This window comes from Sphingobacterium sp. SGG-5 (genome assembly GCF_011043525.1).
Taxonomy (GTDB): domain Bacteria; phylum Bacteroidota; class Bacteroidia; order Sphingobacteriales; family Sphingobacteriaceae; genus Sphingobacterium.
Genome location: NZ_JAAKGO010000002.1, coordinates 512,424 through 529,014 on the forward strand (window position 1 = coordinate 512,424; position 16,591 = coordinate 529,014).

General features: G+C 44.8%; 15 protein-coding genes. 9 read left to right on the top strand and 6 right to left on the bottom strand.

Annotated elements, in window-relative coordinates:
- The first annotated feature begins 10 nt into the window (after positions 1 to 10).
- Entirely contained in the window at positions 11 to 892 is an 882-nt protein-coding gene (gene miaA, locus G5B30_RS04515) for a tRNA (adenosine(37)-N6)-dimethylallyltransferase MiaA (RefSeq protein ID WP_165318759.1), read from the top strand.
- Between the two features lie 44 nt (positions 893 to 936).
- Positions 937 to 1,920: an aldo/keto reductase gene (locus G5B30_RS04520; protein WP_165318760.1), complete on the top strand. Its 984-nt coding sequence runs from the start codon at positions 937 to 939 to the stop codon at positions 1,918 to 1,920.
- Positions 1,921 to 1,937: 17 nt separating this feature from the next.
- Here G5B30_RS04520 and gcvP read toward each other — a convergent pair whose 3' ends face one another.
- Together gcvP and bshC are read right to left on the bottom strand one after the other, a co-directional pair.
- Positions 1,938 to 4,808: an aminomethyl-transferring glycine dehydrogenase gene (gene gcvP / locus G5B30_RS04525; protein ID WP_165318761.1), complete on the bottom strand. Its 2,871-nt coding sequence runs from the start codon at positions 4,806 to 4,808 to the stop codon at positions 1,938 to 1,940.
- Positions 4,809 to 4,947: 139 nt separating this feature from the next.
- The gene (bshC, locus tag G5B30_RS04530; protein ID WP_165318762.1) at positions 4,948 to 6,537 is read right to left on the bottom strand and encodes a bacillithiol biosynthesis cysteine-adding enzyme BshC; all 1,590 of its coding nucleotides are present in this window, start codon (positions 6,535 to 6,537) and stop codon (positions 4,948 to 4,950) included.
- 146 nt (positions 6,538 to 6,683) lie between these two features.
- Here bshC and G5B30_RS04535 point away from each other — a divergent pair, with 146 nt between their 5' ends.
- From G5B30_RS04535 to G5B30_RS04545, 3 genes are read left to right on the top strand one after another with little or no spacing between them, the layout of a single operon-like run.
- Positions 6,684 to 7,508: an N-acetylmuramoyl-L-alanine amidase gene (locus tag G5B30_RS04535; RefSeq protein ID WP_165318763.1), complete on the top strand. Its 825-nt coding sequence runs from the start codon at positions 6,684 to 6,686 to the stop codon at positions 7,506 to 7,508.
- A gap of 22 nt (positions 7,509 to 7,530) precedes the next feature.
- Positions 7,531 to 8,583: a 23S rRNA (adenine(2503)-C(2))-methyltransferase RlmN gene (gene rlmN, locus G5B30_RS04540; RefSeq protein WP_317164317.1), complete on the top strand. Its 1,053-nt coding sequence runs from the start codon at positions 7,531 to 7,533 to the stop codon at positions 8,581 to 8,583.
- Positions 8,584 to 8,617: 34 nt separating this feature from the next.
- Positions 8,618 to 9,310 carry a ComF family protein gene (locus G5B30_RS04545; protein ID WP_165318765.1) on the top strand — a complete coding sequence of 231 codons (693 nt, stop codon included), beginning with the start codon at positions 8,618 to 8,620 and terminating at the stop codon, positions 9,308 to 9,310.
- Between the two features lie 118 nt (positions 9,311 to 9,428).
- Here the strand turns inward: G5B30_RS04545 and G5B30_RS04550 are convergent, their stop codons facing one another.
- On the bottom strand, positions 9,429 to 9,809 hold the full coding sequence (locus G5B30_RS04550; protein ID WP_165318766.1) for a VanZ family protein: 381 nt from the start codon (positions 9,807 to 9,809) through the stop codon (positions 9,429 to 9,431).
- Between the two features lie 165 nt (positions 9,810 to 9,974).
- Here G5B30_RS04550 and G5B30_RS04555 point away from each other — a divergent pair, with 165 nt between their 5' ends.
- Together G5B30_RS04555 and G5B30_RS04560 are read left to right on the top strand one after the other, a co-directional pair.
- Entirely contained in the window at positions 9,975 to 10,316 is a 342-nt protein-coding gene (locus G5B30_RS04555) for a PadR family transcriptional regulator (protein ID WP_165318767.1), read from the top strand.
- A gap of 13 nt (positions 10,317 to 10,329) precedes the next feature.
- On the top strand, positions 10,330 to 11,892 hold the full coding sequence (locus G5B30_RS04560) for a PspC domain-containing protein (RefSeq protein WP_165318768.1): 1,563 nt from the start codon (positions 10,330 to 10,332) through the stop codon (positions 11,890 to 11,892).
- On the opposite strand, the gene uxaC is transcribed toward G5B30_RS04560, so the two are convergent.
- A complete protein-coding gene (uxaC, locus tag G5B30_RS04565) occupies positions 11,889 to 13,289 on the bottom strand; it encodes a glucuronate isomerase (protein WP_165318769.1) in 1,401 nt (466 codons plus the stop codon). The genes G5B30_RS04560 and uxaC overlap by 4 nt on opposite strands.
- A 199-nt stretch (positions 13,290 to 13,488) precedes the next feature.
- On the opposite strand from uxaC, the gene G5B30_RS04570 reads away from it, so the two are divergent.
- Together G5B30_RS04570 and G5B30_RS04575 are read left to right on the top strand one after the other, a co-directional pair.
- Positions 13,489 to 14,313 (top strand): SMP-30/gluconolactonase/LRE family protein, encoded by an 825-nt coding sequence (locus tag G5B30_RS04570; protein ID WP_165318770.1) that lies wholly within the window; start codon positions 13,489 to 13,491, stop codon positions 14,311 to 14,313.
- 72 nt (positions 14,314 to 14,385) lie between these two features.
- Positions 14,386 to 15,681 (top strand): UDP-N-acetylmuramoyl-tripeptide--D-alanyl-D-alanine ligase, encoded by a 1,296-nt coding sequence (locus G5B30_RS04575; RefSeq protein WP_165318771.1) that lies wholly within the window; start codon positions 14,386 to 14,388, stop codon positions 15,679 to 15,681.
- On the opposite strand, the gene G5B30_RS04580 is transcribed toward G5B30_RS04575, so the two are convergent.
- Together G5B30_RS04580 and G5B30_RS17260 are read right to left on the bottom strand one after the other, a co-directional pair.
- Positions 15,678 to 16,292, bottom strand: a complete 615-nt coding sequence (locus G5B30_RS04580; RefSeq protein ID WP_165318772.1) for a trimeric intracellular cation channel family protein — start codon at positions 16,290 to 16,292, stop codon at positions 15,678 to 15,680. The two genes, G5B30_RS04575 and G5B30_RS04580, sit on opposite strands and share 4 nt — an antisense overlap.
- Positions 16,273 to 16,591 (bottom strand): hypothetical protein (locus tag G5B30_RS17260; RefSeq protein WP_206367009.1); only part of this gene is annotated, 319 nt, incomplete at its 5' end. The genes G5B30_RS17260 and G5B30_RS04580, both read right to left, overlap by 20 nt.

Below are 16,591 nucleotides of genomic sequence, written 5' to 3' on the forward strand. Positions count from 1 at the left end.
CCAAGAAATCATGCATGATCTTCAGGCAGGAAACCCAATCCTGTCTGAAGATCTGATTATTATCTTAGGACCCACAGCAAGCGGCAAGACTAGGCTTGCCGTAGCGATTGCGAAAGCATTGAATGCGGAGATTATCAGTGCAGATTCTCGTCAGGTGTATCGCTGTATGGATATCGGAACCGGAAAGGATATTCCGGAATATGGATCTATACCGTATCATTTGATAGACAGCGTCGAACCGGGCGAAAAATACAATATCGCTCGTTTTCTGGAAGATTTTGAAAGGGCCTATCAGGCGATAAAGTCCAGAAATAAGCCAATTGTCGTCTGCGGTGGAACAGGTTTTTATATACAGGCGCTGCTGGAGCCGAAACCGTATACACAGGTGCCGACCAACTCGGCGTTGCGAGAGGAGCTCGACATATTGGATAAGGAAACGTTGAGAAAGACGTTAGAAGAAAAGGAGATCCCCCCGGCGTTTGTCATTGATTTTTCGTCAAAAAAGCGCATGATCCGGGCGTTGGAAATTTTGGATTGGATCACTCATCACCCCACGGAGATCTTAAATGCTTTACCCACCTATTCCGCAAAAATTATAGGTATTGACCCCGGATTGGAGGTACGGCGCCGACGGATCAGTGACCGTCTGCGGCATCGGTTGGCAAATGGTATGATCGAAGAAGTCGAAAAGTTGTTGGAAGCTGATTTGACCTACAACGATTTGGAGTACTATGGGTTAGAATATAAATACATCTCGTATTATCTTCAAGGAAAGATGACTTATGACGAATTTGTACGTAAGCTCGAAATAGAGATCCATCGTTATGCTAAACGACAGATGACATACTTTCGTAAAATGGAGCGGGATGGACTGGATATAAAATGGATTTGATGTAAGTTTGATTCGAATAAGAGCACATATAAAATCATACGATAATGAAATACAGGAAATTAGGAAACAGCGATTTAGAAGTATCGGTTATCACATTTGGAGCATGGGCTGCAGGCGGTTGGATGTGGGGGAGTACGGATAGGAACGATGCTGTGGAGGCTATCAAAGCTGCTTATGATAACGGCGTAACTTCTATTGATACAGCACCGATTTACGGTCAGGGCACCAGTGAGGACATTGTGGGTGAGGCTATAAAGGGATTGCCCAGAGATCGCATACAAATTTTGACAAAATTTGGTTTACGCTGGGATATAGCGCAGGGAGAACCACACGGACATAGCGTAGATAATTCGGGTAGACCGATTGATATCTATAAATTTGCAGGAAGAGACAGTGTTATTCACGAGTGCGAGCAGAGCTTAAAGCTTCTGGGCACAGACTATATTGATCTGTATCAAATTCACTGGCCCGATCCGACCACCCCGATAGACGAGACGTTTGAGGCCGTTGAACGGCTGATTGAACAAGGCAAGGTGCGGTATGCAGGGGTATGCAACTACAATGCGGACCAGATGGAAGAAGCAGAAAGAACACTTCCCCTCGTGTCCAATCAAATTCCGTTCAGCATGGTCCGGCGGGAAATCGAGGAGGAAACAGTACCCTATTGTGTCGTGCATAATAAGGCGATCTTGGCCTATAGCCCGTTGCATAGAGGACTACTCACCGGAAAGATACACCCCGGTTACGTTTTTCAGGAAGGGGATCATCGACCCACTTTACGGGAGTTCCAACCGGAATTTATAGAGAAAACAAATCGTATGTTGGAAAAAATAAAACCAATTGCGGAAAGCAAAAACGCAACTTTAAGTCAATTGGTCTTAGCGTGGACGATTGAAAGAGCGGGTATCACCGTGGCATTGGCTGGTGCACGGAATGCGCAGCAAGCGATAGAGAATGCTGGAGCAGCCGATGTCAACCTGTCACAAGAAGAAAAAGCCTTTATCGATGAGCTGGTGAGTGCGTTTTAGGCTACTCACCAGTTTTTCTATGCTTCGGCGTATTCTTCAATCGACGGACAAGAACAGATTAATGTCCGGTCGCCTTGCGAATCATTCACGCGCCCTACCGAAGGCCAGAACTTATTTGCTTTTAGATAAGCAAGTGGATAGGCTGCGGTTTGGCGGGAATACGGTTTATCCCAAGAATCATCCGTAACCATGGCTGCCGTGTATGGTGCATTTTTTAATACATTGTCTTTTTGATCGACTTCACCGGACTCGACTGCCGCAATCTCCCTTCGGATGGCGATTAACGCATCACAGAAACGGTCAAGCTCGGGTTTTGATTCCGATTCGGTCGGTTCGATCATCAATGTTCCGGCAACAGGGAAAGATACAGTCGGTGCATGGAAACCGTAGTCCATCAGGCGCTTAGCAATATCAGCAACTTCAACTCCTATGCTTTTGAATGTCCGGCAATCCAGGATCATCTCATGTGCACAGTGGCCGTTCGCCCCGGCATACAACACGGGGTAATGCTCTTCTAAACGCGCTTTGATGTAGTTTGCGTTTAAGATCGCTGTCTTGGTTGCTGTTGTTAATCCGTCAGGGCCCATCATGGCAATGTACGCGTGGGAGATCACCAAGATAGAAGCCGATCCGAAAGGAGCAGCTGATACCGCTGAGATACCCTGTTCACCAGATACCGCCACCTCGCTGTGGTTCGGTAAGAACGGTACGAGGTGGGAGGCTACGCCGATAGGGCCCATGCCGGGACCGCCGCCACCGTGGGGGATACAGAACGTTTTATGCAGATTGAGGTGACAGACATCGGCGCCGATAAAGCCCGGACTGGTCAATCCGACTTGGGCATTCATATTGGCCCCATCCATATAAACCTGTCCCCCATTTTCATGGATAATACGGCATATTTCAATGATGGGCTCTTCAAATACTCCGTGTGTAGACGGGTAAGTCACCATCAGCGAATTCAGATTTTCTGCATGTTCAACAGCTTTGGCTCTCAGATCCTCCACATCAATATTACCGCGATCATCACATTTGACGACAACGACTTTCAGGCCAGCCATCGAAGCCGAGGCGGGGTTGGTGCCGTGTGCGGAAGCCGGGATAAGGCAAACATTACGGTGCTCTTCACCGCGGCTCTCGTGATAGGCACGTATGACCATCAATCCGGTATACTCCCCTTGAGCTCCTGAATTCGGTTGAAAAGACATTTTGGCAAAACCGGTGATCTCACTTAACCAGTCGTTCAGCTCGTTGATTAATTGCATATAGCCTGTCGTTTGATCGGCTGGTGCAAAGGGATGCAAACCGCCCAGACGTGCCCAGGTAACAGGCACCATCTCTGTTGTTGCATTGAGCTTCATTGTACAAGATCCCAGCGGAATCATCGAATGGCACAAAGACAAATCTTTGCTTTCCAAAGATTTGATGTAACGCAGCATTTCACTTTCGGAATGGTAGCTGTTGAAGATCGGATGGGTCAGGTAAGTGGAAGTACGGATAAACTCATCTGGTATGGATGTGCCAAGCTGATCCACCCACATCGTCACATCGATGTCGTGATGTCCTATTCCTTTGATTTTTGCAAATACCTTGACAAGGGTCTGTATATCTTCGATCGTTGTCGTCTCGTCGATCGAAATGCCGACAACGCCGTCTTTATAATAGAAATTCAGTTCATGGTTTAAGGCTTCGGCCTTCAATGCGCCGGCCTGATCACCTACCTGAAAACGTAGGGTATCGAAATACGTGGCGTTGGTCTGCGTATAGCCTAAAGATTGAATAGCCTTGTCGGCTAATCGGGCTAAGTCATGAATACGCTTCGCTATATTTTTTAAACCTTCAGGCCCATGGTATACGGCATAAAATGAAGCCATAATAGCCAATAGTGCCTGTGCCGTGCAGATGTTGGACGATGCCTTGTCCCGGCGGATATGTTGTTCGCGGGTTTGCAACGCCATACGCAGGGCATACTCCCCATTTGAATCGGATGTTACACCGATGATACGGCCGGGGATGTTACGTTTGTAAGTATCTTTCGTTGCAAAAAAGGCAGCATGAGGACCACCGAAGCCCATTGGTACTCCGAAGCGCTGGGAGTTGCCAACAACGACATCTGCACCCCATTCTCCGGGAGGGGTCAGCAAGGTCAGCGACATCAGATCAGCAGCAACACATACGGTAATATGTTGCGCATGTGCGGCTTCGGTAAAATTTTTATAGTCGGCAATAGACCCATCGGCCGCAGGATATTGACAGAAAGCTGCAAACACATCGTTCGACAGGTTGTCTTCTGTCGTGTCTGCAATCCGAATGGTTATACCAAACGATAGCGCGCGGGTTTGCAGGACGGCCAATGTCTGTGGAAAGATATTCGGCGATACCAAGAAGACATCGGCTTCTTTGTTTTTACGGGTGCTATAGAGCATAAACATCCCTTCAGCTGCTGCCGTAGCTTCATCCAATAACGAGGCGTTAGCGATCTCAAGACCGGTCAGGTCGGATACGACCGTCTGAAAATTCAGTAATGCCTGTAGGCGTCCCTGTGCAATTTCAGCCTGATAAGGGGTATATTGGGTATACCATCCCGGATTTTCGAAGACATTACGCTGAATAACGCCGGGAAGGACAACATCGTAATAGCCTTGACCGATATAGGACTTGAATACTTTATTTTCCGCTGCAATTTCTGCGATCTTCTCCAGATAAGCTACCTCGCTTAATGCTTTTGGAAGATTCAACGGCTTCGTGCGGATGGGGGCAGGAACAGTCTGTTCAATTAATTCATCGACTGAACTGAGTCCCAAAAATCTTAACATGTCATCTACTTGTGTAGAGCGGGGACCATTATGACGGTCTTCAAATTTTTCTTGGTAATATATGTTACTCATATGCTACTTAATTGCGGCTGCCTTAAAAACATCAACTGTCTGATAAACAATTCTTCAATCGAAGTTTACCTTGTTTATCGGATGCGCAAAGATACGGTTTTTAAAACATCTTTTTATAGGTAGTATGTGAGGAAAAGATTTAGTATAAGATAGTAAACTTAAATGCTAACGGATCAAAGTGTTTCATAAGCTCACGAACGAGGCCGTCACCGTGTTTCACGTACAATATAGCAAAATTTTCTGACCTTTCCTGCAATCCTCCGCCCGGAAAAAGCTTTTCTTTGATACGCGCGATCTGGATACGCGCATCTTCATGATTATGTTTGTCGGCTTTCAGGAGCTTCTTTTCGAGGTTATTTATCGCTTTTTTGAGTCGTGCCTTTACAGCGTCTGTACTTGGTCCAAGGCTCGCGTCAATCTTGTGGGCACGTAGTTTGATCTTCCCGAATATGGCATTGAGCTCCATCCATTCATCCCGTAGGTTTAACCGGTGTTTGGTCTGGCGCCGGACATAATCATTTTGAAGCATTGTAACGGATTTGAAGATACTTTTGAAGGTCAGATCCAACCGGAATATCTTGCCGGCGATACTGTCGTCCGTAATCATGGCTGAATTTCGGGGAACCAGAATGGGGAAGGGAATACCATACTGGCCGAAGTTTGCTTTAAGCTGTAACCAGTACACGATCTCCGCACCACCGCCGATATAAGCAAGGTTGGGTAAGATAACCTCCTGATAAAGTGGACGCATGACCACATTAGGACTAAATCGTTCCGGATGATTTTGTATTTCTGTTTTTAAATCTTCTTCTGAAAAAAAGATATCTTGATGTAGTATTTCATAGCGACCGTCCTCTCCTTTTACGATCCGCTCGCGGAAATCATCCGTCAGATAGAAAAAATTACACGGCCGTGCATGTACTTGTGTTGCAAATCCTTTTTCTTCTAATGCTTCTGATGTTGTTTGGATGGCTTGATAGCTTTTTTCATGCAAGATATCGTCCTGCATATAGGGCGCAAACAATTGTTTTAATTCAGGTCGGTCGGCATCGAGAATAACCAGGCCGAACTCTTGAAAAAGGTGATGTACAAAGACACGTGTGGCATCGGCGAGATTTCTACCTTGGAGATACGCCTCTTCTACAATACGGGTCAGCTTGGCGGAGTTATCGGATAAGCCCAGCATACCACAATACTGCCGGACGACCTGTTCCATCGACTGGGTGTCCATACGTCCCGTCCCTGATACCGCCGGTGTATCCCATATGATTTTCTTTCCATAAACCCGTGTGTGGTTGATTTCCGCAAAATCATGGTCTTCGGTGGCCATCCAATATACAGGGACAAAATCCTTGTCGGCAAACTTCTTTTTGAGATCTTGAGCCAACCGTATGGCGGTTACAATTTTGAAGATGAAATATAAGGGGCCCGTAAAAATATTGAGTTGATGCCCCGTGGTGACGGTAAATGTCGTGTTGTCTCTCAGACGTTCTACATTCTGAGCGACGGCAGGTGATGAAGCCAACAATTCGCCATATTGGGCTTTCAATGCAGTCACCAGTGTATCGCGGTGGGAAAAGGAAGCTTTCTGCTGTATTTGTTGTGCAAAGCCTTCCCAAGTAGGACGATTTCCGTAGAAAGATTTCAACGCTGAATCATCTGCCAGATAGGCCAGTAAAGTATTGGAAAAACTGTTGGTATCCTTATAGTCGATATAAGTTGCTTTCATCCGCGATTATTAATGTCCCTGCAAATGTATACGGTTTGAGTATACAAAATACAGATTTCTGGAAAAAGCTATGTCTTCTTGCTGAATTATAGCGAAGATTTGACAAAAGCAGATATATTTAAAACGGAATTACCTAAGTTTATAACATGAAAGTCAAATCTGTAGGACTGTTACTGGTCGTGACCGCGACCCTGATGTCGTGCTATACCGGAAAGTACGCCGCAACAGAAAGGGTGTATGCAAAAAAAGCAAAGGAGTTTGCAAAGGTTTATAAAAAAAATCCAGCAGAGCAGCAGCTGGGGCAGGTGGAAGCAGCCAACAAAGAATGGGTGGCTTCTGTCAACTTTGGTATGCGTAAGCCTAATTACGTCATGATACATCATACCGCGCAACATTCGGTAGAGCAGACTATCCAGACTTTTCATAATGCGGTCGCTGAAGTGAGTTCCCATTATGTTATCGGCCGGGACGGTAAAGTGGTACAGATGGTCAATGATTATTACCGGGCGCATCATGCCGGTGCCGGCAAGTGGGGAAATGATACCGATCTGAACTCTTCTTCGATAGGCATCGAGTTGGATAATAATGGGCTGACAGACCCCTGGCCGGACGTGCAGATCGATGCATTGATTCGGTTGTTAGGCTCACTCCAGAAAAAATATAAGATTCCGCAGGCAAATTTCATCGGCCATATGGATTATGCCCCAACCCGCAAGAACGATCCCTCGCGGTTCCCCTGGGATAAACTGGCGGAAAATGGATTTGGTTTTTGGTATGACAGTGACTTGGAAACACCTCCTGAGGACTTCAATCCCCGATTAGCCTTACGTATCATCGGCTATGATATCAAAAATATCGATGCTACGATCAAGGCCTTCAAATACCATTATATTCAACAGGACACCGGTTCAGCGGTACTGTCGGAAGACGATGTCAAGATATTGTACGCCATCTATAAGAAATTCTTGTAGAATTTTGTCGTATCTTTGCCCCGTGGGGACAGCAACATTGACAGATATCCGTAGTCTTACGCTGGAGCAGCTAAAAAGTCAGCTTTCCGAAATGGGCGAGCAGGCTTTCCGTGCGAAGCAGATTTATGAATGGATATGGCAGAAAGCGGCGACGGACTTTGATCAGATGAGTAATTTGAGTAAGGTCTTACGCGAAAAGCTGAAAGAACGCTTTATCATCAATTATGCGCAGGTCAAACAATCGCAGATCAGTAACGACAAGACGATTAAAAGCAGCTTTGTATTATTTGACGGAAACATCATTGAAGGCGTCCTGATACCTACTCCCGATCGTATGACCGCTTGTGTCAGCTCACAGGTCGGCTGTAGTCTGACCTGTAAGTTCTGTGCCACCGGCTATATGGATCGTAAACGGAATTTAAATGCCGACGAGATTTACGATCAGGTGGTGCTGATCAACAAACAAGCTGAGGACAACTATGGTATACCTTTGACCAATATTGTCTATATGGGTATGGGTGAACCCTTGTTGAATTATGCCCATACACTCAAGTCCATAGAGCGGATTACAGCACCCGATGGGCTGAATATGGCGGCGAAAAGAATAACCGTATCGACTGCCGGTATTGCAAAAATGATAAAAAAGCTCGGGGATGATCAGGTTCGTTTTAACTTAGCCTTGTCTCTGCATGCGGCAAACGATGAAAAGAGAAATCAGATCATGCCGATCAACGAGCAAAATTCACTGGAGGCGCTGGCAGATGCTTTGCGGTATTTTTATGCCCGGACCAAAAGCCCGATTACCTATGAATACATTGTTTTTCATCATTTCAACGACGAACTACAAGACGCGAAAGAACTGGCGAAGTTTTGCAAACACGTGCCCTGTAAAGTAAATATCATCGAATATAACCCGATTGAACTGGCCGATTTCGTTAATGCAGATGTGGATAAAATCGAAACTTTCGCGGAGTATTTACGTGCACAGGGCATCGTGACCAATGTGCGTCGCAGCCGGGGGAAAGATATTGATGCTGCCTGTGGGCAGTTGGCCATTAAAGAGAAATCCAATTAATTTATTTACCTTTAACGTAAATGTAACGTAAAAGGTGTCGAAACTCTCCTCTTTCTTCAAGGATTTTGTGCATATTTTTTTTCCAAAAATATGTGTAACATGTGGTGACGAACTGTTGTCGCATGAAGATATGCTATGTTCCTTATGTCTATACCATTTACCACTGACTGATTTTCATCGCGATAGCGAGAATGAAACAGCCCGACAATTATGGGGTAAGCTGGATTGCCGGCATGCGATGTCGATGCTTTATTTGGCGAAATCGTCTCGCGTGGAACAGCTGCTCTATAAGCTCAAATACGGTCACCATCCGGAAATAGGCGTGTTTTTTGGTGAATATTATGGAAAGATACTGCAAAATGCGGCTGTTCTGGATCGTGTGGACATCATCCTGCCGGTGCCGCTTCATAAAAGCAAACTTCGAAAACGGGGCTATAATCAATCGAGTCAGTTTGCAAAAGGGCTTTCAAAAGCAAGTGCCCTACCATGGGCTGACGACATCCTAATCCGGACAGCGGCAACGGTAAGTCAAACGACAAAAAGCCGAACGGAACGGTATGAGAATGTGGAGGGCGTCTTTACATTGAAGGAAGCAGAGGCTGTCCAAGACAAGCATGTTTTATTGGTGGATGATGTGCTGACGACGGGAGCGACCATATGTGCTGTCGGCAATCTGTTCATCGAAGCCGGTGCTACCGTCAGTGTAGCGACCATAGCCAGAGCCTGAGTTTATCGCTGCTTACCCGATGTCGCAGAAGGGCATCCACAGCCTTTTTTGAAGATGCCGCAGGATTGGAAGGTCGTGCCCAATACAAAAACAAGAAATGCCCAGATAATGTATTTTTTCATGATGTCGGCTTTTTAAATAAGAATATAAAAGAGAAGCTCGCCAGCGCTATACCCAACACGTCGGCAAAGATATCCCACTGGTCAGCCGTTCGCGAAGGCGACAGGTACCGTTGTGCCAGCTCCGTCATACCCGCAAATATAACGGTACAGACCATAACCTTTACTACTGCAATCCATTTTTTTATGCTATGCTGATGTTTTATTATGTATTCCCGATACAATAAGGTCGTCAGTACAAAGAAAGTTCCCGTATGCGCCAGCTTGTCAAAGCCCGGAAAAGACGGCGCCTGATCCATACTGCCCGATGGCATCAATAAGAGGATAAGCATGACGATTCCCCAAAGGAGAGACCATATATATTGTTGGGGATATTCCATAATACGAAGATCGCATAAATAGTTTTATTTTCCTGTTTTTTATATTTTTTCACATGTTCGTCAAAATTTAATAGTCAGAATTACAGTCATTTACGATGTGTTTTTAAAAAATTATAGTACTATGTATTGCAAAGTACTATCCAAAAGCTATATCTTTGTCTTATCATGATTGCGATAAACACACAGACCCAAATGCGGAAGGGTATACTGGAATACTGTATTCTTTCGATTATTTCAAAGGGAGAGATATATGCTTCGGATATCATTGCGGAGCTGAAGAAAGCCGAATTACTGGTGGTTGAAGGAACGTTATACCCTTTGTTAACGCGGTTAAAAAATAATGGCCTATTAAGCTACAATTGGCAGGAATCAACTTCTGGCCCTCCTCGTAAATACTATAAAATTACAGCAGAGGGAGAAGAAGTGCTGAAAAAATTGGATCATACGTGGAAAGAGCTGGTGTATGCGGTGGAAACCTCTTTATCAGGAAGGAATAATTTAATCTGAAATATTTAAAGCGATGAATAAGACAATAATCATAAATATCAACAGTATCGTGTTTCATATTGAAGAAGACGCGTATGAGATATTGCGTCATTACATGATTGATATTAAGAAGCATTTTGGTCGGACGACCGATAGCGATGAAATCTTGCAAGACATCGAAAACCGGATTGCTGAGATGTTTTCCGAACGAATCCAGGCGGGCAAAAAGGAAGTGATTTCTTCGCTTGATGTGGAGGAGGTCATTGCGCAGATGGGGCGTGTAAGCGATTTTGAAGAGGTCGATGATTTTTCCGATACAGGAGATACCGATAACAAGCAGCAAAAGGAAGAGAAGAGTTCTTTCTTGGGGCACAAAAAAATGATGCGAAATCCCGACGACATGATTATCGGCGGGGTATGTAGCGGGTTGGCGTATTATCTCGGCATCCAGGTAAAATGGATCCGTATTCTGTTTGTTCTCTTCTTCTTATTCGGTGGCTCTGGCGTATTATTGTATGTTGTCCTCTGGGTATTGATGCCGCTGGCGTCCTCCCGAGCCGATCGCATGGCCATGCGGGGAGAAGAACCAAATTTACAGAATTTTAAGAAAAGCCTGGAGGACGGTGTCGAACAATATAAGGAGGGGTTTAATCAGGCTAAAGGATTTATGTCTAAAGGCGTACAGGCCGTCGGAGATGCGGTATCGATAATCTTTCGCTTTATCGGGAAATTTTTCGCGTTGCTCCTGCTCGTTTTCAGCGGTGTTGCCATCTTGGGTTTGATCTTCCTGTTGGTGGCTTTTTCTCTCGGAGTGATGGGCTACCAGGATAACATTGTTTTTCCTCCCTTAGCTTATTTGAGCAAAGAGCAAGGACTGATCGCCTTATTAGCGGGAGTCCTGGCCCTTATCATTCCTTTTATAGCACTTTTTCATCTCTTTCTTCGTATTCTCTTCAGGACCGCCCCTATGAATACGTATATATCCTTAAGTCTTTGGGCGACATGGATTGTTTCCATCATCATGGTCGTGGTCTATTCGCTGGTCGGTGTACAAGATTTTAAAGAAATCAGTACAATAAAGGTGGAAAAACCCCTACAAGCCCAGACCATTTATCGTTTTGCCGAAAGGGATCTGCGCGTCATCGAGGCTTCTACCTTAGAAAATGGACAAAAGGATTACCAGGTCAATACCAATGCGGAAAACTTTAGCAGCCTGATCCGGGAAGAGATTACCGTGCGCTTTGAACAACTCGACTCTTTAGCGAGCCCCTATATCCAATACAATTATACGGCCCAAGGAAAGACCTATCAGCACGCTGCAGAACGCGCTGCCAAGATTGACTATGAAATCAAGGAAGGGAAGAATAAGCTAATTTTCGACAGCCATTTCAAGCTTGGACCGACGGATTTATATCGGGGGCAAAAGGTTGCTGTTGTGGTGTTTTTGCCCCTTGGTTCGAAAGTAATTATCGCTGAAGCACTTCAAGATAAGCTCCGTGGGATATCCTATTGGTCCTGCCATGATCAGGCAGACAAAAACGAAAACGGGAAGGAAACATCTTGGATTATGCAGAAATCCGGATTGGCCTGTAACTAAAACCCAAAATATTGCTTCGCATTATGATAACAGATATCCTGGATTATTTTTCCAATCCAGGGAATATCATGTGGGAGTTCACCGTGGATAATGTCTTCTGCAAATAAATCACATACGATCCTTCTAAAATACTCATGTCTTGGAAAAGACAGGAAGCTTCGCGAATCGGTGAGCATACCAATAAATCTGCTCAGCAATCCTATATTAGAAAGCGTGTTGAGCTGACGGATCATACCTTCCTTTTGGTCCATAAACCACCATGCTGAGCCGAACTGCACTTTTCCTGCGATACTACCATCGTTAAAATTGCCCGCCATGGTCGCAAAAACCTCATTATGGGACGGGTTAACGTTGTACAGAATGGTTTTAGCCAGCTTATTTTCGGTATCTAACCGGTTTAAGAACTTGGACAATGCCCGTGCCTGGCTGAAGTCACCTATGGAATCAAACCCTGTATCCGGTCCAAGGGAAGTCAGCAACCGTGTATTGTTGTTTCGGATCGGACCGAGGTGATATTGTTGTATCCACCCTTTCTCATGATCCCATTCTGCAAAATAGACCAGCATGGCAGATTTGAATTTGGCGTGATCTATCGGACTGAGCTCTTGACCGGAGCGGATCTTCGTGAAAATGATGCTTATTTCCTTCGCTGTATAATCCTCGGCACAAAGATACTCTAATCCATGATCTGATATGCGGCAGCCCTGCTGTGCAAAATAATCATGTCTGTTTTTTAATGCAGCCAGATAATCATCAAACGTGTTGATGGTTTGATTTGTAATTTCTTCTAACTGCGTAATGTAACTGTTTAGCGCGACGAGGTCATCTGTGTCCATCGCTTTGTCAGGCCGGAATGCGGGCAACATCCGGAATGTCGTCTCCTGCCCGGCGAGCTGCTGGTGAAAAGCAAGATTATCTAGCGGGTCATCTGTCGTACAGATCACTTCTACATGCATCTTTTCCAATAATCCGTGAACGGAGAAAGAAGGAGTCTGTAGTTTTGCCGATGTATCTTTATATAGGGTCTCTGCCGACTTCTCATCAAGCCGATCATGAATGTCAAAATATCGCTGCAGCTCGAGGTGTGTCCAGTGATAAAGCGGGTTCCGCATCGTATAAGGTACTGTTTCCGCCCATTTTTGGAATTTATCTTTATCGTTCGCCTTACCAGTTATATAGTCTTCGGATATGCCGTTCGCCCGCATAGCACGCCATTTATAATGGTCGCCATATAGCCAGGCCTGCGTGATATTTTCAAAATTGATATTTTGGGCAACCTGCTCTGGCACCAGATGATTGTGGTAATCGATGATGGGCTGACTTTTTGCATAGTCATGGTATAGCTCTTCGGCTATTTCGCTCTTTAATAAAAAATTATCGTCTAAAAATCTTCTCATTGCGCTCTCCGTTGCACCGTGCTGTTCTTTTTATGAGAGTATTTAAGCTTCCCAAGGCACGTGTTACGTTCACAATTTTAAATAAAAAAAACAGGCTCTAAAAGGAATTTTAACGCAAACGATTGAGCTATATTGACCAAAAAAGACAGATAATTCATCGATATTATTTACCTTTATTAAGGTTTAAATATTCAGTATTATGCAAAAGCTATTTTTTATTGTGGTGACGTTACTATGTTACGGCCCCATTTCTGCCCAGACAGTTCAACTTAAAAAAATTTGGGAAGCAAAAGAACAGCTGCCTGTTCCGGAATCGGTATTGTATGTTCCGGCCAGACAAGAACTGTTCGTATCTCTTATTGATGGCGCAGGCAATGTAAAGGACGGTAAAGGCGGAATCGCTCTATTGAATACGGACGGAAGTTTGAAGAACGCGAGCTGGATTACCGGATTAAATGCACCCAAGGGCATGGCATTACATCGGGATATCTTGTATGTGGCGGATATTACCGCGGTCGTACTTATCGATATCGTCTCTGGAAATATCATTGACGAAATAGAGGTTCCCGGAGCAGTATTCCTTAATGATGCCACTGCTGATAATAATGGCGGCGTATATGTTTCGGACACGCGGGAGAATAAAATATACTATATCAAAGATGGTAAAGTCTCTTTATTCTTGGAAAATGTCGGTAGTGTCAACGGCTTAAAGAGCATAGGTAAGGATCTGTACGCTTTAGCAGGTAAAGAACTTTGGAAAATAGGTGTAGACAAGAAGGTATCCATTGTAGCTAAAGGCTTTGAACAAAATGCAGATGGCCTGGAGCCTGTCGGTAACGGTGATTTCATCGTAACGTGTTGGGCGGGTCTCATTTATTATGTCAAAGCTGACGGACAGGTGGAAAAACTGCAAGATGTACAAGGCAAAATGAATACAGCAGATCTGGGCTATGACGCTGCAAACCGAGTGATGTATATTCCAACCTTCAATAATAACAGTGTAATTGCCTATCAACTAAAATAAACGGCTATAACGGTATAGTACGAATTGCATATAAAAGTGAAAATATCTAAGTTTGGCGAAAGGAAATGACAGATGTGCATTGAAGAGCTATATCGCGTATACCGTGATTTTCCGGACATCTCCACGGATACACGGCAAATTCGGCAAAATTGTATTTTTTTTGCGTTAAAGGGTGCCAATTTCAATGGCAATGCCTTTGCCTACCAAGCTTTAAAGGCTGGAGCCAGGTACGTGGTCATTGACGAGCCTGAATATAAGATCAATGAAAACTATATCCTTGTAGACAATGTCTTAGAAACCTTGCAGGAATTAGCCAGGTTTCACAGCGCGCAATGGAATATACCGGTTATCGGCGTCACAGGGACAAACGGCAAAACGACGACGAAGGAATTGCTTTATACGGTTTTGTCGCAGAAATATAGGGTGTATGCTACACGAGGTAATTTAAACAATCATATTGGTGTGCCGCTGACCGTATTGGCCGTAGATGACAGTTATGAAGCCGCTGTTATTGAGATGGGCGCAAACCACGTGGGGGAAATTGCTTTTCTCTGTGGTATAGCGCAGCCTACGCATGGTTTGATTACCAATGTCGGCAAAGCCCACCTGGAAGGCTTCGGATCCTTCGAGGGGGTGAAGAAAGCGAAGGGAGAGCTTTACGATTATTTGCAGGATCACCGGGGAACTTTATTTATACAGGGCGACAATTCCGATCTGGCCGAAATGGCTGCTGCACGAAATTTTATACAAACGGTGAAATATGGAAAGGATGACGCGAATGATGTCATTGGGCATCTTTTGGTGGCAGATCCCTATCTTTCGATTTCATGGAAAAAAAAGGGGGAAAGCAGCGCATGGCAGGTATCGACTAATCTAACCGGATCCTACAATCTGGAAAACTTTTTAGCCGCCATTGCGGTCGGCTTATACCTTGATGTCGAGCCAGAGGCCATAAACCGGGGAATTGAAATGTATACCCCTACGAATAACCGCTCGCAGATTACAAAAACCGATCGCAATACGGTCATCGCCGACTTTTACAATGCCAATGCCAGTAGTATGGCGGTTGCGCTGGACAATATGAGTATACTTGAGGCACCCCATAAAGTTGTCATCTTAGGCGATATGTTTGAGCTTGGCAATGAATCTTATGAAGAACATCGCAAGATTGTTATGAAGGCAAAGACCTTAACATTAGACCGGCTGATTTTCGTGGGGAAAGAATTTTATAAACATCGGGATGAGACCGCTGAATTCTATGAAAGCACCGATTTGGCAAGAGCAAGAGTGGCGACGCTCTCCGATAGTTTTATCCTGCTGAAAGCCTCTCGGGGCATGGCTTTTGAAAGACTATTAGAGGTGCTTTAATCTCGTTTTGGAGGTGGTATAGAGGGTAGCGATAGGTTGTATTTTACGGATATAATCCGAATGAGAAAAACCAGTAAGGCACTACAGAAGGTATTGATGTTGCGATTGACCTCCATATGGTATAAGACAACAAACAGCAATGCTCCTAATAGACAGGCCGAAGCGTAGATTTCTTTTCGAAGTATCAATGGAGTCTCGTTCATAAGTGTGTCACGTATAACCCCTCCCATCGATGCAGAAAACATCCCAAGCACAATGGCGGCCATGCCCGTACTTCCATAATCCAATGATTTTTGAGTTCCGACCACGGTGAAAAAGCCTATACCCATAGCATCAAACAACGTTAATGTTTTGGCAAAGTTATAAAGCTGTTTGTTGACGATAATAGAGAGCAGTACACCGACGAAAATGGCGATAAGGTAATTTTTATCTTCAACCCATACGGGTCGGATATTTAAAAAGATGTCTCGTAGTGACCCACCACCGATTGCTGTCACAAATCCCATGAACGTCACGCCGAAAATATCTACTCCTTTGCGATTTGCCGCCATGGCTCCTGAAATGGCAAAGACCATGGTGCCCAATAAGTCACTATAGTATATAATATTCATCACGAATGCCTCTTTCACGCAAGTATACAGAAATTTCGTAAATTATTCCCTCTTTTCTCATGCTTAACCTCCCCCTTTCTCCTGACCAAGTTCTGACCAACTTCTGCCTTTCTGTTACCCGGCTTCGACACGGCTTCGACGTGGCTTCGACGTGCGTCAGAGCAGGGTCGAAGCCGTGTCGGAGCGGCGCCGAAGAAAGGGCGAACAAGGTCAGAAGAAAGGTATAATAAAGGCAGAAGAAAAGGGAAGGTAAAAATATATGTTTCACCTCCAGCCTTTTACGCCGCTGATCTGCTGGA